At 68.2% G+C, this 24,891-nt stretch carries 24 protein-coding genes and 1 tRNA gene; 21 read left to right on the forward strand and 4 right to left on the reverse strand.

Annotated elements, in window-relative coordinates; translation table 11 throughout:
- Positions 1–877: 877 nt before the first annotated feature.
- The 3 genes from ABD333_RS16115 (at position 878) to ABD333_RS16125 (ending at position 5,127) form a co-directional block, all read left to right on the forward strand.
- Entirely contained in the window at positions 878–2,812 is a 1,935-nt protein-coding gene (locus ABD333_RS16115) for a hypothetical protein (protein WP_344541713.1), read from the forward strand.
- Positions 2,813–2,827: 15 nt separating this feature from the next.
- Entirely contained in the window at positions 2,828–4,291 is a 1,464-nt protein-coding gene (locus tag ABD333_RS16120; RefSeq protein ID WP_344541714.1) for a hypothetical protein, read from the forward strand.
- Positions 4,292–4,404: 113 nt separating this feature from the next.
- Positions 4,405–5,127, forward strand: a complete 723-nt coding sequence (locus ABD333_RS16125) for a class I SAM-dependent methyltransferase (protein WP_344541715.1) — start codon at positions 4,405–4,407, stop codon at positions 5,125–5,127.
- Positions 5,128–5,829: 702 nt separating this feature from the next.
- Here ABD333_RS16125 and ABD333_RS16130 read toward each other — a convergent pair.
- Together ABD333_RS16130 and ABD333_RS47510 are read right to left on the reverse strand one after the other, a co-directional pair.
- A complete protein-coding gene (locus tag ABD333_RS16130; RefSeq protein WP_425546915.1) occupies positions 5,830–6,462 on the reverse strand; it encodes a WD40 repeat domain-containing protein in 633 nt (210 codons plus the stop codon).
- Positions 6,384–6,788 carry a WD40 repeat domain-containing protein gene (locus tag ABD333_RS47510; RefSeq protein ID WP_425546921.1) on the reverse strand — a complete coding sequence of 135 codons (405 nt, stop codon included), beginning with the start codon at positions 6,786–6,788 and terminating at the stop codon, positions 6,384–6,386. Before ABD333_RS47510 ends, ABD333_RS16130 begins: the two co-directional genes overlap by 79 nt.
- Before the next feature lie 628 nt (positions 6,789–7,416).
- On the opposite strand from ABD333_RS47510, the gene ABD333_RS16135 reads away from it, so the two are divergent.
- Together ABD333_RS16135 and ABD333_RS16140 are read left to right on the forward strand one after the other, a co-directional pair.
- Complete coding sequence (locus ABD333_RS16135) at positions 7,417–7,542, forward strand: hypothetical protein (RefSeq protein ID WP_344541718.1); 126 nt, start codon at positions 7,417–7,419, stop codon at positions 7,540–7,542.
- 155 nt (positions 7,543–7,697) lie between these two features.
- On the forward strand, positions 7,698–7,946 hold the full coding sequence (locus ABD333_RS16140) for a hypothetical protein (protein ID WP_344541719.1): 249 nt from the start codon (positions 7,698–7,700) through the stop codon (positions 7,944–7,946).
- Between the two features lie 4 nt (positions 7,947–7,950).
- Here the strand turns inward: ABD333_RS16140 and ABD333_RS16145 are convergent, their stop codons facing one another.
- Both ABD333_RS16145 and ABD333_RS16150 read right to left on the reverse strand, forming a co-directional pair.
- On the reverse strand, positions 7,951–8,520 hold the full coding sequence (locus ABD333_RS16145) for a hypothetical protein (protein ID WP_344541720.1): 570 nt from the start codon (positions 8,518–8,520) through the stop codon (positions 7,951–7,953).
- A 189-nt stretch (positions 8,521–8,709) separates the two neighbouring features.
- Positions 8,710–8,781: transfer RNA gene (locus ABD333_RS16150), tRNA-Arg, on the reverse strand.
- Between the two features lie 131 nt (positions 8,782–8,912).
- Here ABD333_RS16150 and ABD333_RS16155 point away from each other — a divergent pair.
- From ABD333_RS16155 to ABD333_RS16230, 16 genes are all read left to right on the forward strand, one after another.
- Entirely contained in the window at positions 8,913–9,275 is a 363-nt protein-coding gene (locus tag ABD333_RS16155; RefSeq protein ID WP_344542639.1) for a response regulator transcription factor, read from the forward strand.
- Positions 9,276–9,296: 21 nt separating this feature from the next.
- Positions 9,297–9,977 (forward strand): DALR anticodon-binding domain-containing protein, encoded by a 681-nt coding sequence (locus tag ABD333_RS16160; RefSeq protein ID WP_344541721.1) that lies wholly within the window; start codon positions 9,297–9,299, stop codon positions 9,975–9,977.
- Positions 9,974–11,365, forward strand: coding sequence for a diaminopimelate decarboxylase (lysA, locus tag ABD333_RS16165; RefSeq protein WP_344541722.1), 1,392 nt, complete (start codon positions 9,974–9,976; stop codon positions 11,363–11,365). Before ABD333_RS16160 ends, lysA begins: the two co-directional genes overlap by 4 nt.
- A 58-nt stretch (positions 11,366–11,423) precedes the next feature.
- Positions 11,424–12,710, forward strand: a complete 1,287-nt coding sequence (locus ABD333_RS16170; RefSeq protein WP_344542641.1) for a homoserine dehydrogenase — start codon at positions 11,424–11,426, stop codon at positions 12,708–12,710.
- 47 nt (positions 12,711–12,757) lie between these two features.
- Entirely contained in the window at positions 12,758–13,828 is a 1,071-nt protein-coding gene (thrC, locus tag ABD333_RS16175) for a threonine synthase (protein WP_344541723.1), read from the forward strand.
- Positions 13,825–14,784 (forward strand): homoserine kinase, encoded by a 960-nt coding sequence (gene thrB / locus ABD333_RS16180; protein WP_344541725.1) that lies wholly within the window; start codon positions 13,825–13,827, stop codon positions 14,782–14,784. The genes thrC and thrB overlap by 4 nt, the downstream gene beginning before the upstream one ends.
- 458 nt (positions 14,785–15,242) lie before the next feature.
- The gene (gene rho, locus ABD333_RS16185) at positions 15,243–17,210 is read left to right on the forward strand and encodes a transcription termination factor Rho (protein ID WP_344541726.1); all 1,968 of its coding nucleotides are present in this window, start codon (positions 15,243–15,245) and stop codon (positions 17,208–17,210) included.
- A gap of 563 nt (positions 17,211–17,773) precedes the next feature.
- Positions 17,774–19,126: a sensor histidine kinase gene (locus tag ABD333_RS16190; RefSeq protein ID WP_344541727.1), complete on the forward strand. Its 1,353-nt coding sequence runs from the start codon at positions 17,774–17,776 to the stop codon at positions 19,124–19,126.
- 63 nt (positions 19,127–19,189) lie between these two features.
- The gene (locus tag ABD333_RS16195) at positions 19,190–19,837 is read left to right on the forward strand and encodes a response regulator transcription factor (protein ID WP_344541728.1); all 648 of its coding nucleotides are present in this window, start codon (positions 19,190–19,192) and stop codon (positions 19,835–19,837) included.
- A 176-nt stretch (positions 19,838–20,013) separates the two neighbouring features.
- Positions 20,014–20,238, forward strand: coding sequence for a 50S ribosomal protein L31 (rpmE, locus tag ABD333_RS16200; RefSeq protein ID WP_344541729.1), 225 nt, complete (start codon positions 20,014–20,016; stop codon positions 20,236–20,238).
- Positions 20,239–20,366: 128 nt separating this feature from the next.
- Positions 20,367–21,434, forward strand: a complete 1,068-nt coding sequence (prfA, locus tag ABD333_RS16205) for a peptide chain release factor 1 (protein ID WP_344541730.1) — start codon at positions 20,367–20,369, stop codon at positions 21,432–21,434.
- A complete protein-coding gene (gene prmC / locus ABD333_RS16210) occupies positions 21,431–22,291 on the forward strand; it encodes a peptide chain release factor N(5)-glutamine methyltransferase (RefSeq protein WP_344541731.1) in 861 nt (286 codons plus the stop codon). Before prfA ends, prmC begins: the two co-directional genes overlap by 4 nt.
- Before the next feature lie 31 nt (positions 22,292–22,322).
- On the forward strand, positions 22,323–23,138 hold the full coding sequence (locus tag ABD333_RS16215; RefSeq protein WP_344541732.1) for an L-threonylcarbamoyladenylate synthase: 816 nt from the start codon (positions 22,323–22,325) through the stop codon (positions 23,136–23,138).
- Between the two features lie 174 nt (positions 23,139–23,312).
- Entirely contained in the window at positions 23,313–23,804 is a 492-nt protein-coding gene (locus ABD333_RS16220) for a hypothetical protein (RefSeq protein ID WP_344541733.1), read from the forward strand.
- Between the two features lie 51 nt (positions 23,805–23,855).
- Complete coding sequence (locus tag ABD333_RS16225; protein ID WP_344541734.1) at positions 23,856–24,266, forward strand: hypothetical protein; 411 nt, start codon at positions 23,856–23,858, stop codon at positions 24,264–24,266.
- Positions 24,267–24,280: 14 nt separating this feature from the next.
- Positions 24,281–24,769, forward strand: coding sequence for a hypothetical protein (locus ABD333_RS16230; RefSeq protein WP_344541736.1), 489 nt, complete (start codon positions 24,281–24,283; stop codon positions 24,767–24,769).
- The last annotated feature ends 122 nt before the right edge of the window (positions 24,770–24,891 follow it).

A 24,891-nucleotide genomic window follows, 5' to 3' on the forward strand; every position in this document is an offset into this window, starting at 1 on the left:
GTGCCGGGCCCCCATCAGCCCCAGGACGAGTAGCAGAGGTGGTCGCGTCGGGAGCGTGGACACGACCTCGGTCAGTCCACCTCAGAAGCAAGCCGACCGCCGCGAGCACGCCGCCATGAGAAGACGCGAAGCAGCGAGCACTCTGACCTGGCTAGATGCAAGTAGCGGAATGAGAACGCAGTCTTCGGCACCGGGCCGGCGCCTGATCGCAGTCATGTGAAAGCGCCGTGCTCTCCGGCCAGGGGTGACTCGGAGCTGAGCGCCGGCGCGGACAAATTCGTGCGCGGCGCTGGCCGGTTCCGGTCTCGCTCCGGACCTGAGCGCGGATCGCTTACCGTAAGCATCAGATCGCCCAACGCGACCTTCCTTCAGTGATACGGGGGATAAGTGCTGCTCGCCGCCGTAGTCACGGGCTGGTGGGTGGACGGCGTGGCCCCGGCGATCCTCCTGCTGCTCTCGGTCCTGGTGGGGGGGCCAGTTCTGTCGCAATAACGCGCGTCGCGTTCTTATGGGCGGCAGCCTTCGGGAACACAATTGGCAGAAGTTGCGGATGGCCATCGTTCCCAAAGCATGGAGTGAAGCTTTGGGCGCGTGGTTGCGCTCCGATCTCACTGGAAACATCGACGGTGACCAGTTCCTGTCAGAATCTGCCGGGGTCGGGTGACCTCCGGGTAGGCTTCCGACCTCCCGGAGATCCACAGGATGGCCAATGCCCGACGTGCCACCGAATTCTCTCGTAGGTCGAGACTCCCTGACGCGAGGCCTGGAAGCCTGTCTTTCGCCCAAAGCTCCTGAGGCGGCACATTTCGTCGTTCATGGGATCAGGGGTAGCGGAAAGACCCATTATCTGCGCCATCTGCTACGGGAACGTTCCCCCATGGGGCCGTGCGCCTATGTCGACGTGGGGCCTGAGCGGCCGTCCCGGTTGGACGGAAACCTCAAGCTCCTGACCGAGCTGGTCTTCAAGCTTGAGAAGAAGACCTATCGGTGGCCTCGGCGGCTGCGGTTCTCCCGTTTCAGGCTGGGGCTGCTGGCGCTCGGCGCCGACCTCAGCGACACCGACAGGCCCGAGGCGCTCGCGGACCTGAGCCGGATCCTCAGAGGCGACGACGACGGCGAGGACACCCGCCGGGACGAGCAGGACGGCGCCCAGGACTTCGACTCGGCGGTCGCCGCCGCAGCCGAGGTCGTCCGTGCGCTGGGCGCCCCGGTGCCGCCAGGGGTCGCCCAGATCGTTCAGATCGTGCTCAGGCGACTCACGCCGAAGACAGTGGATCGCTTCTCGCGGCGTGGGGCGTTGCGCTGGCATGCCGAGAACGCCGATCCACAGTGCGCCAACGGCTACGAGGCTCTGGTCGAGCTGCACCACCTGAAGAGGGACGGCCATGACGAGCAGGTCGAGGAACTGCTCTGCCGCGCCTTTGTGGCCGATGTCCAGGCGGCCTACAACTCTGAGGTCTTTTCCTGGGACCGCGGCGCCAAATGCCTGCTTCTGCTCGACAACGCCGACCGTAGGCTGGGCGAGCCCTTTCGGGAGTTGCTGGAACGCGTCCGGGAGGACATGGCCGCCGACAGCCAGGCCGGTCCGTCCCACGACTCACTCGTTCTGGTGATGACCACGCGGGCTCCGGTGAGGTCGGTGGAGGCCGCGGTTCCTTCCACCGAGGTCGCCAAGAAGGTGGCGGTGGGCCTCGGGCCGGCGACCGGGCGGGCTCTCCCGGTCCGCCTGGACGACCTGCAGGTCGAGGACGTCCGCGCCCTGACACGTGGCCGCAGAGGTATGCCGAGGTCGCGCGGCGGTGACTTCGCGCACCTGCTGGCCATGCTCACCCGCGGGCACCCGGGGTCCACCGCCCTGCTCGTGGACGCGGTCGAAGCCGCCGCGCGTGGCTCCGCCCCCGGCCTGAACGACGCGCGGCTCCTGCTCGACCTCCCGGGCGCGACGCGGCAGGGCACTCCGGCGGCATCGGTCGCCGATCAGATACTCGATCTCTTCCTTGCCGACCAACCGCCCGAGGTGCGCCAGGCCTTGATCACCTGCGCGCCCGCGTTGTCTCCGGTGGCCGCGAACGCGCTAGCGGGAGTCGGCGGCCTCACCCAGGCGGCGGTACGCAAGATGCATGACGTCCTCACCACGGAACTGTGGCCGCTCCCGCTGTCGGAAACCGAGATCCCGGCCCGCACGGGCATGCTCAAAGATCCGTCCAGACCGGGCAAACCCGATCACGTGCTCGACCGCGACCATCGGCTCGTCGGCCAGCGGATGGTGTGGCGGGTGCTCATGCACCGGCTGGCAGCCAGGCCCGCCGGGGCGGAGGACGAGTGGCGCTCGGTGCACGAGCGCCTCCGTGACCACCACTCGGCACGCGGCGAAACGCTCGCCATGCTCCATCATTCGCTGGCCCTCGGCGACCTGGCGACCGTGGCAGCGCATTTCGACGGCACGTTCACCGCCACCACCGATTCGGGCCGTCCGGACGACTGGGTCACCTGGTTCGACGATCTCCGGTACGTCGTCAGATCGCTGGACAGACCGCGCGCACGTCCCGTTCCGGGTGCTCCTTCGCCTGGTCAGCAGGCCATCGATCTCGCCAGGGAGATCGGTGAACCTGAGCCCCGGCAGCTCGTCGCCAGGTTGACGGCCGCCCTGCTCATCTACGCCGACCCGCTCGGAGACCCGGCGTACGAACTCGGCGAGGTCATCGAGGACGCGCTACGGGACCTGTCGTTCCGCGCGGGTTCCGGCTTCGACCACCTGAACACGCTCGCCCGGTCGTTCGCCGCCGGCGACGTCCATCCCGACCAGATCTGAGCCCAGGAGAAAGCGATGCCGCAACGGCGACGGATACCGCCCAGCCTGCGGGCCCTGCTCGTACTGGTGGTGGTCGTGGCCGTCGTCGGCGTCGGCCTGGTGGCGCGCGACTGGTGGCAGGATCGCGACGACTGTGGCGACGCCGAGGGCGGAGTCAAACGCAGCCAGGGTGAATGCGTCGGGGTGACCGACGGCTCGGCACGACCCTTCGACACCGCTCTGAAGGGCATCCAGGAGAAGATCTTCGCCGAGAACCGCCACGTGGACTCCATGAAGGGCGTGCGGAAGGCCACCATCGCCTACCTGGCGCCCATGACGGTCACCGCCAAGGACCCCGTGACCACGGCCGAGGTCCGGCACGAACTCGAAGGCGCCTACATCGCCCAGCTCCTGCTGAACGAGCGGAGCAGCGACACCGCGGATGTGCCGGCCGAGCCGCAGATCAAGATTCTGCTCGCCAACTCCGGCGGTGAGTCCCGGCAGTGGCAGCACACCGTCGCCGAGATAGCACGCCGTGACAACATCGTCGCCGTCGCCGGGCTGGGGCCGAGCACCGAAGGGTCCCGGGCGGCCATGGCCAGGCTCGCCGAACTCCAGATCCCGATGGTCGGCAGCATCATCACCGCGACGGACATCCTCGGTGCGGACAAGCGGCCGCTCGACGCCAGGGACGGCCTGTTCCGGATCGCCCCGACCAACGCCGACGAGGTCGACGCGGTCCTCAAAGCCGTGCCCCCGAAGGGCAAGCCCTTTCTGATCCAGGACAACAACCGCCGCGACATTTACGCCCAGGATCTGGCTCACCGGTTCCGCGCGGCCCGGATCCCCAATGTGCAGACCGAGTCGTACATCACCGACCAGGAGGGGCGTCCCGCCGGCGGCAACCCGTTCCTGTGGATGCGCGCCCAGATCTGCGGCGGCCAGGACACCTGGCTCTTCTTCGCCGGACGTGGCAAACAACTCCAGGCGATGCTCGAAGTGTTCGCCGACAACCCCTGCGCCGGCCAGAACATCACGATCGTCTCAGGCGACGACGCCCTCAACATCGACTGGACCAATCAGAAAGTGAAAACCGCGCTGTCGCAACGCATAACCCTGAGGTACGCCGGGCTGGCGCACCCCCAGCAATGGCTCAAACTACCCCAGTTCGGGGAGCCCTTCACTAGGTTCCGCACCAAACACGAACAACACCAGTTCAAGCCCGATGACCTGGTCGACGGCACCTCGATGATGGCCCACGACGCCGTCCTGACAGCCGCCTCTGCGATCCGCAACGCCTCCAGCAACGTCTCCAAAGAAGGCGTTCTGGGAATGCTCCTCCAACTGCACGGCCGAAATCACGTCCAAGGCGCGTCCGGCCGAATCGACCTGGACACCACCACCGGCAAAGTGACCAACAAGGCCATCCCGATCCTCCAGATCACCCCCCGAGGCGTACGCGTGGACACCGTGGCCTTCCCAACCGGCAAACCCACCTGACGGGGCCGCACCCAGCCATGGACAAGGCCCCTCCACCTCCTTATGATCATTCCGCTCCACCCCCGTAATGCCTGACGGCCCAAAAACCGGCGCTCACGAGAAATCTTCCGCACATGACACAGATCGTTCTGCAACCCCAGCGCGGTTTCGACCGTGACCTTTTCGAGCGGCGGATCCGGGACCTGGCGGCCGAACGCGGCCGGCTCGACATCATCGAGGCGGGTTGCGGGCGGCGATGGAGCCTGCGCCTGGACGACGTCGACTACCGGCTCACCGGCATCGACACCGACGAGGCCGCCCTGCGCGCCCGCCGCGAACAGGCCAACGATCTCGACGAGTGGATCGTCGGCGACCTGCGCACCACCGAACTCGGAAAAGAAACCCGCGACGTCGTCTACTGCGCCTTCGTGCTTGAGCACGTCGAGGGCGCCCGGCAGGCGCTCGACCGGTTCACCGAGGCCCTGCGCCCCGGCGGCTACCTCATCCTCCGGATACCGGACCGAGACAGCGTCTACGGTTTCCTGACACGCGTGACGCCCTTTCGCGTCCATGTTCTCTACCGGCGATGGGTCACCGGCTACAAGGACGCGGGCAAACCCGGCCACGAGCCCTACCCCACGGCCTATGACCCAGAGATCTCCCGCCGGGGCATCCAGAAATACTGCGACGAGCACGGACTGAAAATCGTCGACGAGTACGGCAGCGACTTCTACCTCAGCGAGATGGGCCGCTGGCGCCTGCTGATCGGTCCCATGGTCAAGCTCGTCGGCCTGCTCTCCTTCGGCCGCCTGAGCCCGCGCCACAACAACCTGAGTTTCGTGATCCAAAAAACCTGACCGGAACCCAGGCGTTCAGTCCAGCCCGTCGATACGACGAAGCCACCAGGGCAGCCCTCGCGGAGCGAACGGGTTGCTAAGCGTCCTGGCTTGATATCGAGGGGCTCCCTCCGGAGTTGCCGACGCGCCCTCCCACTGACCGCCCGCATGCCCACTTCGAGCAAGGCGCGAGCACCGTCGAGGTCCCGCCAGTCGTACTCGGGAGCTGTCAGCGAGGGATCCGGAAGGCGGGCTCGTATGCCTCGGCGACCTCGCCGGGCAACAAATCTTGGACCAGTTCGAACTTGCGAACCTGACCGCACGCTGCCGCGGACAGCCCAGGGATCATGGAGCGGGGTCCGGCTGCGCATGCGACAAATCCCAGGAGCCGACGTCACGCGTGGTCACCCGAGGTTTTTGCTGGTCCTGGAAGGTGCCCCCTGGGCGGAGCCACACAGCCACCTGCGCCCCCCAGCGCCCACGCCCCGGTGTGCCAGCGCACAACAAGTTGCTCGTCTGGGGCGACCCCACGCGGACGCGTAGACACCTCGGCCGGGCGGGGGGAAGTCTCCTGGGCCCCCGTCCAGCCAGAGACTTCTACTCCTGGGACCAGCCTCACTTCTAGGTCGCAAGCGTCTGGAGCCGTGCGACGGCAACGGTTCGCGTAGGCGTTCATAGCGTCGCGCTTCCGCCTCAATGCTTCACCAGGCGCACGATTGAGGCTCAGTAGCCTAGGTGCCATACCTTCGCCGTGTGGTCGTTGCTGCCAGTAATAGCGACCGGTCTTCCGTTGAGTGTTCCGATCGTGACCCCCCAAATCCAGTCTGTGTGGCTGCCGGGGGGTTGAGACTCGCCAATCAGGGTGTGACTCGCCACATTCCATACTCGAAGCTTCTTGTCGGCGCCGCCAGTCACACCAACCAGCTTTCCATTGACTTGCCCGATCGCTACAGCGAGAACCCACCCTTCGTGCCCAGTCAGGGGGCTGCCGTCCTGCGCGTGGGCGGTCAAATCCCAGACCCATGCGGTTGAATCCTTGCTGACAGAGACGGCTTTGAGTTTCCCATCAGATTGGCCAACCGCCACGCCGATGATCTCATCCTCATGGCCAGTGAGCTGGAAACCCCGTCTTTTACGACTAGCCAGGTCCCATACCTGCAGAGTTCTATCGGAGCCACCAGTAACAGCGACAGGTTCCCCGTTAAGTTCCCCGATCGCCACCGACGTGACTGGACCGTCGTGGCCGCGGAGTGGATCTCCGATCGGACGGCGCCTGTTCAGGTCCCAAATCCGCACGGTGCCATCTTCGCCAGCCGTGACAGCAATCGACTCTCCGTTGAGGCGCCCCACCGCCACCGAAAAACGTTGCCTTCGTGGCCTCGGAGTGGATCTCCGCTTGGGCGGTGCATGTTCAGGTCCCAAATCCGCACGGTGCCATCTTCACCAGCGGTGACAGCAAGAGGCCGCCCGTTGACCTTCGCTATGGCGACTCCATGGAAGCACCCAGAATGGCCTTTTAGTGGGTTTCCGATCGGAAGGTGGCTGCTCAGGTCCCAAATGCGCACCACGCCATCTTTGCTGGCGGTGACAATGCTGTCGCGCCCGCCGATTCTCCCAACTGCCACTGCAGTCACCCCATTTGAGTGACTCAGGACAGGCCCTTCGGGATGAACAGGAGGAATGAAAGGTGGCTTACTGGGGCGGAACTCATGGGCGTTTCTGGCGCCAGAAACTCAAAATAGTATGCCAATCGCCAGGGCGGATAAAATAAAAAACCTCCTTGAGTGGTGCGTCACATTAACTGTATTATTGTTTCCGGTCACGATCGGCCCGGAGTGGCTCCCGCCGATGGCGACCGATCTCTCTCCAGAGGCGGTCGCTCTCCCTGGTGGGGAGGCGGGCCGAGTATGCGCAGGAGGAGGCTGGGATGGCGGAGGTGTGACTCTGCGGGCAAGGATCACGCCATACGCTGAAACCGCGAGTCCGGCCGCCCCACAAAGAATCCGGCACTACTTGCGATCTTGTCGGCCGTGTCCAGGCCGACCAGTAGGAACATCGCTCCAGTCCCTGCCAGCACCAACCCGCCAGCCAGCAATGAGGCGCGCCGAATCTGTGTTGAACTTGCCATACGGTCATCGTCGGCCATCAAACATGATCACATCCGGTAATCGGTGTGATACGCCGCGAACCGTCACTTCGGGTTGTGTCACCTGACCAGCTCCCGGGCTGTCGCGGACCATCACCTCCGCCGCTTGGAGCGGACCTCCTCACGCTGGCCGCGTGCCTGCTCTGAGCTTTCAAGATCTGTAGTTGAGTTTTCCTGCCGTCGCCTTCCACTACGACGAGAGGGCCTCCATCTACGACGGCACCCTCGACGTCGCCGCCATCAAAATCTTCCTGCGCGACCTCATCCAAGATCTACCGGGCCCGGCTTAGTTGAGATCCTTGCTACTCATGAACCCGATCGTTGCGAGGCCTTCGGAAAGGCAGAGGCGTTCGGAGGCCGCACCCGCTTCGGCCTGGAGCACTTTGTAGGCGGCGCCGTTTTGGTGGCCCACGCCACGGCGGCTTGCCATAGGGCTCGGCCGAGGATGGGGCCGTCGAAACCGATCGACCGCATTGCCCGCCGCGCCGAGGGTGCGTCCAAGCACCTGCTGCAACCCGACCCGGTACGCGGCCCGGTCGTCACCACGATCTTCATGTGGCGAGTGACCGAGTGCCTGGGTTACCAGGCGATCGCCGACCGGTTGAACGCTGGCCTGGACTGGCGCGACGTAATCGCCTGTGAACGGCTCGCAACCGCTAAGAAGCGGGCCGTTCAGCGAGACAACATCGCATAAGGAGCTATTCCTCCTCATGGGGGAGGGGTTCGATTTCCTTTACCGGCATGTCGAGGTTCAAGTCGCGCTTTGCGATATCGACTAGGTCGTTTGTCGCTCCGTAAAGACTGCGGACCTTATGGTTGAGCGCGTCCCGCTCATTTTCTCTAAGTTCGACCAAGAGGCCGGGGGCTCGCCGCATAGTTCGTCGGAGCGAGTGACTAGCTGAGATCACAGCTTCTGAGCCGACAAGTTCAACGTCGGCTACCTGACTATGGATCGCGTCTCGTAGTTCGTCGGCTGATTTCCATAGCTTCTTAGCCTTGTCAGGGCTTTTGTGGCTGACATCTGCGGCCTCCGCGAACAGGCTCGCGGCTTGGTAGCCCAGGGAGATCAAACGAGCGTAGCTCTCGCGACGCTCCTGGCGGAGCCACTTCCATCGTTCCTCCGCCAGTCGGTCCTCCTCGCGTCTACGCTCCTCGGCTGAGCGACGGCGCTCCCGGTACTCCGCAAGGATGCCGGTGATGAGCACGCCAGCCAGCGTTGACCCGGCAGTGATCAAGTAGGGGGCGATACTTGTCGTGGCTCCGGCCATGGCCACGATGCTGCCACGCACACCGTGTCGGGACTCCGGTGCGCCAAGACCGTGCTCGCGCTGGAACACAAATGGAACACTCGCCGTGGCATAAGGCGTCCCAGGGTGGCATCTAATGTCACATCGCCGATGAACGCAGACAGCCGGTTTCCGCAGGTCAATAGCGGGAACCGGCTGATCGTTTTGGGGTGCCCCCTGCAGGATTCGAACCTGCGCACACGGCTCCGGAGGCCGTTGCTCTATCCCCTGAGCTAAGGGGGCGTTGCGCTGAGGTCGCTCGGCGCGGAATGAAGGCTACCAGGGTTCGGGAGCTTGCGCGCACCTGGGCGTTCGCCGTGCGTTGCAGGGTGGAGTCGACTAACTTCGAGGCCGTGACCGAGCCACTGGGACGCGTGCTGGTCGTCGATGATGACGAGGTGATCAGACAGCTCATCGCCGTGAATCTGCAGCTTGAGGGGTTCGAGGTGGCGACGGCGGTGGATGGGCAGGACTGTCTGGAGAAGGTGCGGGACGTTCAGCCCGACGTGATCACGTTGGACGTGATGATGCCGCGGCTGGACGGGTGGGTGACGGCGGTGCGGCTGCGGGAGGACCCGGAGACCGAGCATGTGAAGGTCGTCATGATCACGGCGCGGGCGCAGGAGCACGATGTGCGGCGGGGGCATGAGATCGGCGTCGACGCCTATGTGACCAAGCCGTTCGATCCCAACCAGCTGATCCAGACCGTGCGCAAGCTCGCTGCGTTGTCCAGATAGTGGTCGGATAGTCTCACGAGGGTGACCCCAGCCGATGTCAGCAGTGCCATCGCGCGTGCCGTCGGCGTGCGCGATGTGCCGTTGACCTGCCTGGGAGCGGGTGTCTACGGCAGTCCGGTGGCCTTGCGGATGGGGCTCGACGCCGAGGGCGTCGCGGCTCGGGTGAGGGGCGAGCGGGGGGTCGTGGGGGTTGAGGCCTCCAATGGGTTTCTGACGGTTTCGGTGGGGATTCCTGAGACCGTTCAGAGTGTTTTGGCTGAGGGTGATTCCTATGGGGTCGCCAAGGTGCCGGCGGGGAGTTGGGAAGACCGGCCTCGGACTCTTGTTAATCCTGGGTTCCGGGTGCGTTATGCCTATGCGCGGGCCGCTGCGGTGGGTAGGCGGGCCCGTGACTTCGGGTTGTCCGGGGGAGCGGCTGAGGGCCTGTGTGATGAGGAGCTCGCCGTCGTTCGGGCGTTGGGTGACTTTCCTGGCAGGGCCGCTCAGGCTTCACGGGAGCAGGATGCGACGGCTCTGATGAAGTGCCTCGTTAGGCTGGGCGACGCTTTTCATGGAGCTTATGAGCGCTGCCCGGCGCTGCCCCAGGGCGACGAGAAACCCGGGGCGGTGCACGAGGCCCGGGTCACTTTGGCGGAGGCCGCGCGCATCGCCCTCGGCAATGGCCTGAACATGATCGGTGAGACCCCTAGAGAGCGGATATGAGCAGAGTTCACCCGGCCGGCCCCCGGCACGCGGATGTGTTGCCCGAAGACCACCCGATGCCTCCGGCGGCGGATCTGAACGCCTTGGACCCCGCTGTTTGGCCGCGTGGCGCCAAGCGGGACGAGGGCGTGCTGAACGTCGGCGGGATCGATGTGCGGGATCTCGCGGCCGAGTACGGGACGCCTTTGTATGTGTACGACGAGGACGACGTACGGGCGCGGGCCCGGGAATACGCGGCGGCCTTTCACGACGGCGACGTCCACTACGCGGGCAAGGCCTTTCTTTGTACGGCCGTAGCGAAGTGGCTGAACGAGGAGGGCCTCGGCCTGGACGTGTGCAGCGGGGGAGAGCTCGCCGTGGCCCTCGCCGCGGGCTTCCCGGTGGAGAAGATCACGCTGCACGGCAACAACAAGGCGCCCTGGGAGCTGGAAAGGGCACTGGAGGCCGGGGTCGGGCGGGTCGTCCTCGACTCGTTCGAGGAGATCGCTCGGCTGGGCTTCCTCGCGCGTGAGCGGGGCGTACGGCCCAAGGTCATGATCCGCGTGACCACGGGCGTCGAGGCGCACACGCACGAGTTCATCGCGACGGCCCACGACGACCAGAAGTTCGGGTTCTCGCGGAGTTCGGGCGCGGCCCTGGAGGCGGTGCGGCGGGTTCTGGAGCTTGATCAGCTTGAGCTGGTGGGGCTGCACTCCCACATCGGTTCGCAGATCTTCGAGACCGACGGCTTCGAGGTCGCGGCGCACCGGCTGGCCGAACTGCTCGTCGCCATCCGCGACGAGCACGGGATCGAGCTGCCCGAGTTGGATCTGGGCGGTGGCTACGGTATCGCGTACGTGCCGGGGGACGAGCCGCACGACCCCAAGGCGATTGCGGACGGGCTCCGGGCGATCGTGGCCCGCGAATGCAAGGCGTACGGGCTGAACATGCCGCGCCTGACGGTCGAGCCCGGGCGTGCGATCACCGGGCCGGGCGGGGTCACCCTGTACGAGGTCGGCACGGTCAAGGACGTCGAGGGCCTGCGGACGTACGTCTCGGTGAACGGCGGGATGAGCGACAATCTGCGCACCGCCCTCTACGGCGCCGAGTACACCTGCGTACTGGCCAGCCGCACCTCCGACGCGCCTCCCATGCTCAGCAGACTTGTCGGTAAGCACTGCGAAAGCGGCGACATTGTCGTGCGCGACCTGTGGTTGCCCGAAGATCTTGCGCCGGGCGACCTGGTGGCGGTGGCGGCCACCGGTGCGTACTGTCGATCGATGGCCAGTAACTACAACTACGTCCCCAAGCCGGCCGTGGTGGCGGTCAAGGACGGCGCGTCGCGGGTCATCGTCCGCCGCGAGACCGACGAGGACCTGCTGCGCCTCGACGCAGAGGCGAGCGCGTGAAGACGGAGGTAGGAGCGTGAAACCCGAACGGGCGCCGAAACCGGGGAAGGCGCTGCGGGTGGCGCTGCTGGGGTGCGGCGTCGTCGGCACCGAGGTCGTCCGGCTGCTGCGCGAGCAGGCCGACGACCTCACGGCACGAGTCGGCGCCCCCCTGGAAATGGCCGGTATCGCGGTGCGGCGCCTCGACCGGCAGCGCGAGGGCGTGGACGCGGCGCTGGTCACCACCGACGCGCACGCCCTGGTCACCCGGGACGACGTCGACATCGTCATCGAGGTGATCGGCGGGATCGAGCCCGCCCGGACGCTCATCCTGGAGGCCATGAAGGCCGGCAAGTCGGTGATCAGCGCGAACAAGGCGCTGCTGGCCGAGCACGGCGAGACGCTCTTCGCGGCTGCCCGCGAGTACGGCGCCGACCTCTACTACGAGGCCGCCGTGGCCGGGGCGATCCCGCTGCTCCGGCCGCTGCGCGAGTCGCTGGTCGGCGACCACGTGCACCGGGTGCTCGGCATCGTCAACGGCACCACCAACTACATCCTCGACCAGATGGACACCCACGGCGCCGGGTTCAACGACGCGCTGGAGGACGCCCAGGCGCTCGGGTACGCCGAGGCCGACCCGACGGCCGACGTCGAGGGTTTCGACGCGGCGGCCAAGGCGGCGATCCTGGCGCAGCTCGCGTTCCACACCCGCGTGACCGCCGCCGACGTGCACCGCGAGGGCATCACCGAGGTCACCGCCGCCGACGTGGCCGGGGCCCAGGAGATGGACAGCGTGGTCAAGCTGCTGGCCATCTGCGAACGCGTGCCGTCCGAGGACGGCCGCAACGGACGCGGCGTCTCCGTGCGCGTCCACCCGGCCATGATCCCCCGGACGCATCCCCTGGCGAGCGTCCGCGAGGCCTACAACGCGGTGTTCGTCGAGGCCGAGTCGGCCGGTTCGCTGATGTTCTACGGCGCGGGCGCGGGCGGCGCGCCCACCGCCTCGGCGGTGCTGGGCGACCTGGTCGCCGTGGCGCGTAACCTGGTCGGCGGTACGTCCGGTCCGGTCGAGGTGACGTACGCGAAGTTGCCGGTCCTGCCCATGGGCGAGACGGTGACGCGCTACTACATCCAGCTGGACGTGGCCGACCGTCCCGGCGTCCTGGCCACGGTCGCCGAGGAGTTCGCACGCCACGGCGTGTCCATACGTTCCGTACGCCAGGAGGGGCTGGGCGAGGACGCCCAGCTCGTGGTGGTGACCCACCGGGCCTCGGACGCGGCGCTGTCGGCGACCGTGGAGCGCCTGCGCAACCTGGAGATGGTCCGCGAAGTGGCGAGTGTGATGCGCGTCGAAGGCGACGAGTGACCGCCAGTAGAATCCGCACAACATCGCAGGTCATCGAGGAGACGACTGTGAACGCGACCGCTCGCCGTGCCTGGCGTGGACTGATCGAGGAGTACCGCGACCGGCTCCCGGTGACGGACCGGACCCCGGTGGTCACGCTTCTGGAAGGCGGCACCCCGCTGGTGCCCGCCCACCGGCTGTCCCAGCTCACCGGCTGCGAGGTCCACCTCAAGGTCGAGGGCGCCAACCCCACAGGTTCGTTCAAGGACCGCGGGATGACGATGGCCATCAGCAAGGCCGCCGAGGAGGGCGCCAAGGCCGTGATCTGCGCGTCCACCGGCAACACCTCCGCCTCGGCCGCCGCCTACGCGGTACGGGCCGGGATGACGTGCGCGGTGCTCGTGCCGCAGGGCAAGATCGCGATGGGCAAGCTCGCGCAGGCCCTGGTGCACGGCGCGCGGCTGCTGCAGGTGGACGGCAACTTCGACGACTGCCTGGAACTGGCCCGCCGGCTGTCGGCGGACTACCCGGTGGCCCTGGTCAACTCCGTCAACCCGTTCCGCCTCCAGGGCCAGAAGACCGCCGCGTTCGAGATCGTCGACGCGCTCGGCGACGCGCCCGACGTGCACTGCCTGCCGGTCGGTAACGCGGGCAACATCTCCGCGTACTGGATGGGCTACCAGGAGTACGCGGCCGACGGCGTGTCCTCCCGTACGCCGCGGATGCTCGGCTTCCAGGCCAGCGGCGCCGCGCCGTTCGTCAAGGGCGAGCCGGTGCTCAAGCCGCAGACCATCGCCACCGCCATCCGCATCGGCAACCCCGCCTCGTGGGACCTGGCGATCGGCGCGCGCGACGAGTCGGGCGGCGCCATCGAATCGGTCACCGACCGGCAGATCCTGCGGGCCTACCGGATGCTGGCCTCCGAAGAGGGCGTGTTCGTGGAGCCCGCCTCCGCCGCGAGCGTGGCCGGGCTGCTGCAGGCCCACGAGCAGGGCGTCGTCCGTCCCGGCTCCAAGGTCGTCTGCACGGTGACCGGTAACGGCCTCAAAGACCCCGACTGGGCGATCTCCGGCGCGCCCGCCCCGACCACGGTCAAGGTCGACGCGCACGCCGCCGCCTCCGCCCTGGGCCTCACATGAGCGCAGCGCCGGACCCGCCCGGCGGCTGGGCGACGGGGCCGGTGACCGTCCGGGCACCGGCCACCAGCGCCAACCTGGGGCCGGGGTTCGACACGCTGGGGCTCGCGCTGACGCTGTACGACGACGTCGAGGTCGCGGTGACCGGCGGCGGCCTGTCCATCGAGGTCGAGGGCGAGGGCGCCGAGGTCGCCGACCGCGGCGAACGCCATCTGATCGTCAAGGTGCTGCGGCGCGCGTTCGAGCTCATCGACGGGCTGGCCGGGTCCGGCCGTGACGGCCTCGGGCAGCCGCCGGGCCTCCGGCTGCGATGTACGAACCGGATCCCGCACAGCCGCGGCCTGGGCTCGTCCTCGGCCGCGATCGTCGCCGGGATCACCGCCGCCCGCGCCCTGCACCCGTACGGCAAGCTCCTCGACGACGCGGGCGCGTTGCGGCTCGCCACCGACATCGAGGGCCACCCGGACAACGTCGCGCCCTGCCTCGCCGGCGGCCTGACCATTGCGTGGACCACGGGGGCAGGGCCTAAGCTCGTACGGCTGGACCTGGATCGCCAGGTCGTGGCCTTCATACCGGACCAGCGCCTCGCCACCGAACGGGCGCGTGGACTGCTGCCGGAGGCCGTGCCCCACAAGGACGCGGCCGCCAACGCGGGCCGGGCCGCGCTGCTGATCGCGGCGCTGACCGGAGGCCTGCGGCAGGACGTACTGCTCGACGCGACCGAAGACCGGCTGCACCAGGACTACCGGGCGCCCGCCATGCCCGAATCCGCTGCGCTGGTCGCCCGCCTGCGCGTGAACGGGGTGCCCGCGGTGGTTTCTGGGGCAGGTCCTACTGTCCTGGCCTTCGCAACCGCATCACAAGTTGATTCGATAGGCGCGGAAGTGGGTAATGGGTGGCACATACACCCGCTGAACGTCGCCCCCCACGGCGCCTGCGTTCAGCACGACGGTGCGTAGGTCCGTCCTTGGGATGTCCCGCGCGAGCGGGGGTTGGTGGAGTGCTCCGGCCAGGTGCAATGATCCAGCTAGGTAAAATGCGAAGACATCGACCTCTGGGGAATAGCAGTGTGCCCTGGTGATGTTAGGCTGAATGCCGCACCAGATGCCCCGCTCGGGGCTGTGTGCTCGTCAGCCACGCGTCGCCTGTTCGACCCTTCGGTCGTGTCGGTCCCGCGTACTAGGCTCCCCGACACCGTGACATCCCGTTGTCAGGCATTCCAGCGAAACTTCGGACGTAGCGGTACGGGGGACACGCGCGAGCGAACCGTCCCGACCACCATCTGGCTGTGCCCAGAAAACGCAGATCGCGGCACCATCGTGATCAGCGGAGCCCGACTCGGCGCCCCCGCCGGGCCGCATCACCGGGTTGCTTGGCCGACCGCCGGCCTACGCCCGCTCCCTGGGAAGGACCCTTAGTGAGCGAATCCAGCGAACTCCTTACGGACGCATCCAGCACGGCACCAGCCGCCGAGGCCACGGAGGCCGGTGGCGCGCAGGCTGCCACCCCCCGGCGTCGCCGGACTGGCACCGGCCTGTCGGCCATGGTGCTGCCCGAGCTCAAGGCGCTCGCGTCCAGCCTCGGCATCACCGGCACGACCGGGATGCGCAAGAGCCAGCTCATCGCAGCCATCCAGGAGAAGCAGGGTGGCGCGGGGCAGGGCTCGGCCGGAGGCGAGCAGGGAGCCGCTGCCACGGTCAAGGCCGAGCGCCCGCGCCGCACCCGTACGGCCGCGGCCAAGCGGGAAGCCGCCGAAGGCCAGGTGACCATCGCAGACTCCGCCCCGGCCGTCGAGAAGGCCGGCAAGGCCGAGAAGACGGAGAAGACCGGCAAGGGCGCCACCGACAAGGCGACCGACCGGCCCGAGCGCGGCGAACGCCAGTCCGACCGCGGCGAGCGCGGCGACCGCAGCGACCGCGGTGAGCGTGGCGACCGCGGCGACCGCGGCGACCGCAGCGACCGCGGCGGCAAGGCCGACGACGACGGCGACGCCCAGGGCGCCCGCGACGGCGGTGGCCGGGACGGCGGCCGTCAGCGCAACCGCAACGGCCGCGAGCGCGCCGAGCAGCAGGGCGGCCGCCAGCGCGGCGGCCAGCAGGGCGGCCAGGGCGGTCAGGGCGGCGGCCAGGGTGGCGGCCAGTCCGACGACGACGGCGAGGGCGGCGGCAGGGGCCGGCGCGGACGCCGGTTCCGCGAGCGCAACCGCGGTCGCGGCCAGGGTCGCGACCGTTACGAGGAGCCGGTGGTCAGCGAGGACGACGTCCTCATCCCGGTGGCGGGCATCCTCGACATCCTTGACAACTACGCGTTCGTCCGCACCACCGGCTACCTGCCCGGCCCGAACGACGTGTACGTGTCGCTGGCCCAGGTCCGCAAGAACGGCCTGCGCAAGGGCGACGTGATCACCGGCGCGGTCCGCCAGGCCCGCGAGGGCGAGCGGCGCGAGAAGTTCAACGCGCTCGTCCGCCTCGACACCGTGAACGGCATGGAGCCCGACCAGGCCAAGGGCCGCGTCGAGTTCTCCAAGCTGACCCCGCTGTACCCGCAGGAGCGGCTGCGGCTGGAGTCCGACCCGGGCATCCTGACCACGCGGATCATCGACCTGGTGTCGCCGATCGGCAAGGGCCAGCGCGGTCTGATCGTCTCGCCGCCCAAGGCCGGCAAGACGATGGTGCTGCAGTCGATCGCCAACGCGATCACCAAGAACAACCCCGAGTGCCACCTGATGGTCGTCCTGGTGGACGAGCGTCCGGAAGAGGTCACCGACATGCAGCGGTCGGTGAAGGGCGAGGTCATCCACTCGACCTTCGACCGCCCGGCCGAGGACCACACCACGGTCGCCGAGCTGGCCATCGAGCGCGCCAAGCGCCTGGTGGAGCTGGGCCACGATGTGGTCGTCCTGCTGGACTCGATCACCCGTCTGGGCCGCGCCTACAACCTGGCCGCGCCCGCCTCGGGCCGCATCCTGTCCGGTGGTGTCGACTCGACCGCGCTCTACCCGCCCAAGCGGTTCTTCGGCGCGGCGCGCAACATCGAGAACGGCGGCTCGCTGACCATCCTCGCCACCGCCCTGGTGGAGACCGGATCCCGCATGGACGAGGTCATCTTCGAGGAGTTCAAGGGCACCGGCAACATGGAGCTCAAGCTCAACCGCGGGCTCGCCGACAAGCGGATCTTCCCCGCGGTGGACGTGGACGCGTCCGGCACCCGCAAGGAGGAGATCCTCATGGCTCCCGAGGAGCTGCGCGTGGTCTGGCAACTCCGCCGCGTCCTGCACGCCCTCGACACCCAGCAGGCACTGGAGCTCCTCCTTGAGAAGATGAAGGAGACCAAGTCCAACGCCGAGTTCCTCCTCCAGGTCCAAAAGACAACGGTGTCCGAATAGCTTTAGCGGCCTCGGGTCCTCGCCTGGCGGCTCGGACCCGAACCGCGAAAGCGGCGAGCGCGACATCGCTTCGCGGTCTCTCGTGAAGCTTCGCCTTCGGCTCGCTCCACGACCCGATAGCGCGCTCGCGTGCACCTTGAGGTTGTCGGGTGGTAACACCCGCGACGCCCCTGCCCCGGCTCACCCGGCGGCAGGGGCGTCGTTCGCGTCTAACAGCGCCTACGCGCCTGCATCCACGCGGATGGGCACTCGGCGGCCCATAGATGGCGTTCCGGGGGAGCCCACGGGGTGCCCTTGGCCGGTGTGCCCAGGTTGCACGCGAGTGCGCTACCTGAGCCGGAGCGAGCCGCAGGCGAAGCTTCGAGCGAAGATCGCGAAGCGATGTCGCACTCGCCGCCTTTGCGGTTCGGGGGCCGAGCCGCTAGGCGAGGGCTCCGAGGCCGCAAGGGCCAAAAAAATAAGTAGGGCTAGCCCCACCTTGGGTGCGGGGTGGACCGGATGGTTGGGGGGAGAGTGCTGGGCCAGGCTGGGATCGTACGGTGGACTCGGCATGGAGGGACGATGTGGGCGAGCTGATGGGTGCCGCCGCAGGCGGCGGGGTGGGGACGGCGACCGCCAGGCGCGGGGTGAACGTGGCGGACGGGTCGTGGCGGCCGCTGGCGATGGTGCGGTCGTCGCTGTCCTGGCGTTCGGCGATCTATCTGGCCGTGGTCTTCGCGTTCGGGCTGGGCTGGTTCGTCGTGCTCACGGTGGGGCTGGCGCTCTCGCTCGGCCTGCTGATCATCTGGGTGGGCGTCCCGCTCGGGCTGATGCTGATGCTCGCGTGGCGGGGCGGCGCGATGCTGGAACGGGTGCTGGCGAAGGCCGCGTTCGGCGTGGAGATCCCGACCCCGTACCGGCGGCTGCCGAAGGGCGGCAATCCGCTGCGCAAGGTCCGTGTGATGGCCTCCGATCCGGCGACCTGGAAGGATTTCGCGTATCTGGCGCTGCTGTTTCCGATCTCGCTGGCGGAGTTCGTGGTGTCGGCGGTGTTGTGGATCTCGACCGCGACGTTCCTCTTCCTGCCGGTGCGGGTCCTCGTCGACGGGGGCACCGAGATCAACTTCGGCGTCTGGGCCTACTGGGCGGGCAATCCGCTGACCGCGCTGCCGTGGTCGGCCGTGGGGCTCGCCCTCATGCTGCTGGCGCTGTACGTGACGCGGGCGATCGCGATCGCGCACGCGTTCTACGCGCGGTGGCTGCTCGGCCCGAGCCGTTCCCAGGTCGAGAACCGGGAGCTGCGGGCGCGTACCGAGCACCTGCAGGCCAGCCGGGCCAGGGGCGTGGACGCGGTGGAGGCGGAACGCCGCCGGATCGAGCGTGATCTGCACGACGGCGCCCAGCAGCGGCTGCTGGCCGTGGCCATGGACATCGGGCGCGCGCGGGCCAAGCTCGAACAGGACCCCGAGGGCGCTCGGACGCTGATCGAGCAGGCGCACGCGGGCACCAAGGAGGCCATCTCGGAGCTGCGTGATCTCGCGCGGGGCATCTATCCGGCGATCCTCACCGACCGGGGGCTGGACCCGGCGCTCTCCGGGCTGGCCGGCCGCGCGCCGGTACCGGTCGAGGTGGACGTCGACCTGCCGGAACGGCCACCGGCGGCGGTGGAGAGCATCGCGTACTTCATCGTGGCCGAGTCGCTGGCCAACATCGCCAAGTACGCCCGTGCCACGCGCGCCTCCGTACGGGTCGTGCAGGAGGAGGGCTGGGTCGTCGTCGAGGTGATCGACAACGGTGTGGGCGGCGCGGTGGCGCAGCCCGACGGCGGGCTGGCCGGGCTGGCCGACCGCGCCGCCACCATCGACGGCATGCTGATCGTCGACAGCCCGCCCGGCGGCCCCACGATCATCCGGGCCGATCTGCCCTGTTCCTGGTAGGCGTGATCGAGGCTCGTCCGGCAGGCGGAGGTCTCCGGGCCGGACGGGCCCGATAATGGGGGCATGCGGGTGGTGATCGCCGAAGACTCGGTGTTGTTGCGTGAAGGGCTCGTCCGGCTCCTCGGGGACGCCGGGATCGAGACGGTGGCCACGGTGGGCGACGGGCCGAGCCTGCTGGGGGTCGTCGAGAAGCACGAGCCCGACCTGGCGATCGTGGACGTCCGGATGCCGCCGTCGTTCACCGACGAGGGCCTGCGGGCGGCGCTGGCGGTACGGGAGAGCCGGCCGGGCACGCCGATCCTGGTCCTCTCGCAGTACGTGGAGGAACGGTACGCCACCGATCTCATCGGCGGCGGCACCGAGGGCGTCGGCTATCTGCTGAAGGAGCGGGTCTCCGACATCGAGGAGTTCATCGACGCCGTCCGGCGGATCGCCGGGGGCGGCACGGTGATCGACCCCGAGGTGATCGGCCAGCTGCTGGGCCGGCGCCGGGCCGGAGATCCCCTGGCGTCCCTCACGCCGCGCGAACGCGAGGTGCTGGGGCTGATGGCCGAGGGCCGCTCGAACGCCGCCATAGCGCGCAGCCTGGTGGTCTCGGACGGGGCCGTGGAGAAGCACATCTCCAACATCTTCGCCAAGCTCACCCTCCCGCCCACCGGGGACGACCACCGCCGCGTGATGGCCGTCCTGGCCTACCTGCGGGCCGGCTGACCACGGCCGGGGCGCCTCGGGCAAGATCGGGAATGCCCGATGACCTCGGCACGTTCGGGTATCTGGCACACTTGGAGTGCAACCGCTGCGGTACCGGTTCACGCTTCCCACATCTCCCACGCCTCGTCGTGTGAGCCCGGGGCGCCCGGCGACCGCCGAACGGCGAGGAGAGACCCATGAAGCCCGACATTCACCCGAACTACGTCGTCACGACCGTGACGTGTACGTGCGGCAACACCTTCGAGACCCGCAGCACCGCCGAGAACGGCGTGATCCACGCCGATGTCTGCTCGAACTGCCACCCGTTCTACACGGGCAAGCAGAAGATCCTCGACACCGGTGGCCGCGTGGCTCGCTTCGAGCAGCGCTTCGGCAAGGGCAAGAAGGCCGACGCCAAGTAGGACCTCCGCTTTTCAGCGTTCGAGGCCGGCCCGGGGACCCCGAGGTCCCCGGGCCGCTCGAAGTTGACGAAGCGGCCGCCGCGGCGGCGGCCGGAGCCGCACCGCGGACACCGGAGCAGGGAATAGACGTGAATCTCGACGATCTGATCAGCGAATACGCCGATATCGAAGGCCGGCTCTCCGACTCGGCCGTGCACGCCGACCAGGCGCTGGCGCGCCGTCTGGGCAAGCGTTACGCCGAGTTGCGGCCGATCGTCGAGACGTACCGGGAGCTGGACACCACCGAGGACGACCTGGCGACCGCGCGCGAGCTGGCCCCGGAGGACGAGACGTTCGCCGCCGAGGCCACCGTGCTGCAGAAGCGCAAGGAAGATCTTGAGGAACGGCTGCGCCACCTGCTGATCCCGCGCGACCCGTCCGACGACAAGGACGTGCTCCTGGAGATCAAGGCGGGCGAGGGCGGCGAGGAGTCGGCGCTCTTCGCGAGCGACCTGCTGCGCATGTACCTGCGCTACGCCGAGCGCGTCGGCTGGAAGACCGAGATCATCGACGCGCACCTTTCCGACCTCGGCGGCTACAAGGACGTCACCGTCGCCGTCAAGGCGAAGGCCTCCCAGGAGGAAGGCGTCTGGACGCGCCTGAAGTACGAGGGCGGCGTTCACCGCGTCCAGCGCGTGCCCGCCACCGAGTCGCAGGGCCGCATCCACACCAGCGCCGTCGGCGTCCTCGTCACCCCCGAGGCCGAGGACGTCGAGGTCCAGATCGACCCCAACGACCTGCGCATCGACGTCTACCGGTCGTCCGGTCCGGGCGGCCAGAGCGTCAACACCACCGACTCGGCGGTCCGGATCACGCACGTGCCGAGCGGCGTGGTGGTCTCGTGCCAGAACGAGAAGAGCCAACTGCAGAACAAGGAGCAGGCGCTGCGCATCCTGCGGTCGCGCCTGCTGGCGATGGCGCAGGAGGAGGCCGAGGCCGCCGCCTCCGCCGAGCGCAAGAGCCAGGTCCGCACGGTCGACCGTTCCGAGCGCGTCCGCACCTACAACTACCCGGAAAACCGGATCTCCGACCACCGGGTGGGCTACAAGGCCTACAACCTCGACCAGGTCCTCGACGGCGACCTGCACAACGTGACGCAGGCGCTGGTGGACGCCGACATGGAACGACGCCTGGCGGAGGCCCAGCAGTCGTCATGAACCTGCTGCTCGACGAGATCGCCCGGGCCACCGCGCGGCTGGCCGACGCCGGCGCAGCGTCCCCCCGTGCCGACGCCGAGGAGCTGGCGGCCGCCGTGCACGGCGTCAAGCGGGCGGAGCTGCACACCGTCTCCGACGGCGCGTTCGACGCGCGCTTCTGGGAGTACGTGGCGAGGCGGGAGGCCGGCGAGCCCCTCCAGCACATCACCGGGCGCGCGTTCTTCCGTTATCTGGAGCTGAAGGTGGGGCCGGGCGTGTTCGTGCCCCGTCCCGAGACCGAGGTGATGGTCGGCTGGGCCCTCGACACCCTGCGCGACATGGACGTCCAGGACCCGCTGGTGGTCGACCTCGGCACCGGATCGGCGGCCATCGCGCTGTCGATCGCGCAGGAGTCGCCCCGCGCGCGGGTGCACGCGGTCGAGAAGGACCCGACCGCGTTCGTGCACGCCACGCGCAACATCGAGGATCTGGACGAACGCGGCCAGGTGCGGCTCCGTCTCGACGACTTCGGCACCGCGCTGAACGAGCTGAACGGCACCGTCGACCTCGTCGTCAGCAACCCCCCGTACATCCCCATGAGCGAGTGGGAGTACGTGCCGCGCGACGTCCGTGACCACGACCCCGCCGACGCGCTCTGGGGCGGCGGCGAGGACGGACTGGACGCCGTCCGCGTCGTCGAGCGGACCGCCCGGCGCCTGCTGCGTCCCGGCGGCCACGTCGCGGTCGAGCACAGTGACCTGCAGGGCAACGCCGTGTACTGGGTGTTCGCCGAAGAGAACGGCTGGCGCGACGTCCGCAACCGCCGTGACCTGACCAATCGGGACCGCTTCGTCACGGCTCGGCTGGGGACGGACTGACCGGGACCGGAACCGTGGAAGGATGTCCATCGTGAGCCGACGTTACGACTGCTCCGAGCCGATGGAGCGCACCCGCGGGATCGCCGAGTCCGTCTCGGCCGTACGGCGCGGCGAGCTCATCGTGCTCCCCACGGACACCGTCTACGGCGTCGGCGCGGACGCCTTCACCCCGCCCGCCGTCGCCGCGCTGCTGGACGCCAAGGGCCGCGGCCGTGAGATGCCGCCGCCCGTTCTGGTGGGCTCCGTGCGCGCCGCGACCGCGCTGATCGAGGACCTCGGCACGTACGGGCAGGATCTGATCGACGAGTTCTGGCCCGGCGCGCTCACCCTCGTCTGCCGCGCCAACCAGAACCTCCTCTGGGATCTCGGCGAGACCAAGGGCACCGTCGCCGTCCGCATGCCCATGCACGAGCTGGCCGTCGAGCTGCTCAAGGAGACCGGTCCGCTCGCGGTCAGCAGCGCCAACGCCACCGGCAAGCCCGCCGCCCGCACGGTCGCCGAGGCCGAGGAGATGCTCGGCGACGCCGTCTCGGTCTACCTCGACGGCGGCCAGTCCGGCCACGCCGAGGCCTCCACGATCGTCGATCTGACGGGCTCCATCCCGCGGCTCCTGCGCGCCGGTGCCATTCCCGAAGACAAGATCCGTTCCGTGGTGGGCGTGCTGCTCACCGACGAGGACGAGGACGAGGACCTCACCGCCGAGGACGAGGACCTCACCGCCGAACAGGCCGCGAAGCCGTCGCTCACCAAGGACGAGCCTGCGAAGCCGTCCCTCACCAAGGACGAGCCTGCCGCCGCCCCCGACGAGCCGGGTCTCTCCCTCCGCAAGGACGACAACGCCTCCTGAGGCCGTCCCTTCCTCCGGCGTGGCCGCCGGCATTGTGATCTGCCCTGGAGACGGGGCGGAGATACGCCGGAGACGATGAGGAGACGGGAGCCTGCTTTCATCCCGCTCAAGAGGTATGCACGTGCGACCCAAGCATGGATCGCGCGTTCGAGCGGACGAAAGGAAGCGCATCCCGTGAAGTCCAAAGGACGATCGCTGGTCATCCTCGGCGTCTCAACCGCTCTCACCGCCAGCCTGGCGGCTCCCGTCATGGCGGCCGACTCCGCCCCGGCCGCGGCCGTGTCCAGCGTGACCGCCGACGCTCCCCAGGCGCGGATCGCGGCCGAGAAGAAGAGGCCCTACAACGCCGGAAACGCTTACGGCGACTCACGCGGCTACGTGAAGTGGAACAACAACAAGTCGCTGTTGCCCAACTACCTTGCCATCGAGGGCCGGGTACGCGACTACTGCGGCAGGCCCTCCGCCACCTACGTCTACCTGAAGTTCCAGGTCGGTAAGGGCAAGAAGTGGAAGACCGAGAACAAGAAGGTCGCCACCGTCTACAACTGCCGGTCGAAGAAGTTCAAGCTGTCCTACTTCTTCAAGGAGAAGAGGCAGGTCCGGAAGGCGGTCGTCACCGTCTGCAGCAAGGCCGGCAGCAAGTGGGCCTGTGGCCGGCCGGGCTAAGCGAGCCGTGCACGTGCCGTCCTGCCCGACCAGTGACCACAGGGAGACTTCATGCGTAAGTGGGCCTCTGCCGCGGTCGTCGCTGCGGCCTCGGCTTCGATGCTTCTGGGCATGACCGCTCCGGCGGACGCCGCCAGCTGGTCCCGCTACTACAACGGCGGGAACAAGTACGGCGACTCCGCCGGCACCATCAAGTGGGGCAACGCCAAGAAGCGCGGCTACTACTACGTGCAGGCCCGGGGCGATGTCCGGGACTTCTGTACGACCAAGTCTTGGACCTACGTCTACCTCAGTTGGTACGTAGGCAAGAAGAAGCGCAACTACCAGGTCGCGAAGGTCAGCAACTGCAAGGAACGCGGTTTCAAGACCAAGGCCTACACCTTTAAGGGCAAGCCTAAGAAGGCCATGGTCACGGTGTGCACCGAGACCACCCGTAACTGGCACTGTGGCCGACCGGCCTGAACGGGGAAACAACGATGAAGAGCATCGCTAAAGCCGTCACGTTCTCTCTTGGCCTGACCGTCGCAGGCGGCCTCATGGCGGCCGCTCCGGCCACCGCGGCCACGGCGAGCTCCGCCAAGGCCTCGGCCACGTCGGAAACCGCCGCCAAGCCGAGGACGGTCTACAAGCGCAAGTACCACGCCGGCAACAAGTACGGCGACGCGCGCGGGACGCTGGCCATCACCTACGACAGGGGGTCCTACCGTCACCCCCTCCGGCTCCACGTCTCCGGCAAGCTCAGGGACTTCTGCTCCACCAAGTCCGCGAGCCACGTCTACCTGAGCTGGTCGCAGGGCCCCAAGGGCCAGGTGAAAAGGAAGAACGTGCGCGTAGCCAGCGTGGGCAACTGCAAGAGCGTCAATTTCCGCAAGTCCTACAGCACCGGCATCTACATGCCGAGCAAGGCCTACGTCACGGTCTGCAGCAGCGTTAAGAAGCGCTGGTACTGCGGCCGTCCAGGCTGACCCGAACCACCCTGACACCCCGCGCCAGCGCCCCCGGAGCATGCCCCCGCCTCCGGGGGCGCCGTGCGTCCGCCGCCCGTCGCACATCCGCCCGAAATTCTTCAAAGTTCTCGTTTTCGGAA

It is taken from the genome of Actinomadura fulvescens (genome assembly GCF_039533225.1).
GTDB classification, from domain to species: Bacteria; Actinomycetota; Actinomycetes; order Streptosporangiales; family Streptosporangiaceae; genus Spirillospora; species Spirillospora fulvescens.

Coding starts and splice junctions, on each gene's coding strand:
- ABD333_RS16115 (WP_344541713.1), top strand. CDS start 878: ATGGGGCCGTGCGCCTATGTCGACGTGGGGCCTGAGCGGCCGTCCCGG.
- ABD333_RS16120 (WP_344541714.1), top strand. CDS start 2,828: ATGCCGCAACGGCGACGGATACCGCCCAGCCTGCGGGCCCTGCTCGTA.
- ABD333_RS16125 (WP_344541715.1), top strand. CDS start 4,405: ATGACACAGATCGTTCTGCAACCCCAGCGCGGTTTCGACCGTGACCTT.
- ABD333_RS16140 (WP_344541719.1), top strand. CDS start 7,698: ATGGGGCCGTCGAAACCGATCGACCGCATTGCCCGCCGCGCCGAGGGT.
- ABD333_RS16145 (WP_344541720.1), bottom strand. CDS start 8,520: ATGGCCGGAGCCACGACAAGTATCGCCCCCTACTTGATCACTGCCGGG.
- lysA (WP_344541722.1), top strand. CDS start 9,974: ATGAGCAGAGTTCACCCGGCCGGCCCCCGGCACGCGGATGTGTTGCCC.
- thrB (WP_344541725.1), top strand. CDS start 13,825: ATGAGCGCAGCGCCGGACCCGCCCGGCGGCTGGGCGACGGGGCCGGTG.
- ABD333_RS16195 (WP_344541728.1), top strand. CDS start 19,190: ATGCGGGTGGTGATCGCCGAAGACTCGGTGTTGTTGCGTGAAGGGCTC.
- rpmE (WP_344541729.1), top strand. CDS start 20,014: ATGAAGCCCGACATTCACCCGAACTACGTCGTCACGACCGTGACGTGT.
- prmC (WP_344541731.1), top strand. CDS start 21,431: ATGAACCTGCTGCTCGACGAGATCGCCCGGGCCACCGCGCGGCTGGCC.
- ABD333_RS16225 (WP_344541734.1), top strand. CDS start 23,856: ATGCGTAAGTGGGCCTCTGCCGCGGTCGTCGCTGCGGCCTCGGCTTCG.
- ABD333_RS16230 (WP_344541736.1), top strand. CDS start 24,281: ATGAAGAGCATCGCTAAAGCCGTCACGTTCTCTCTTGGCCTGACCGTC.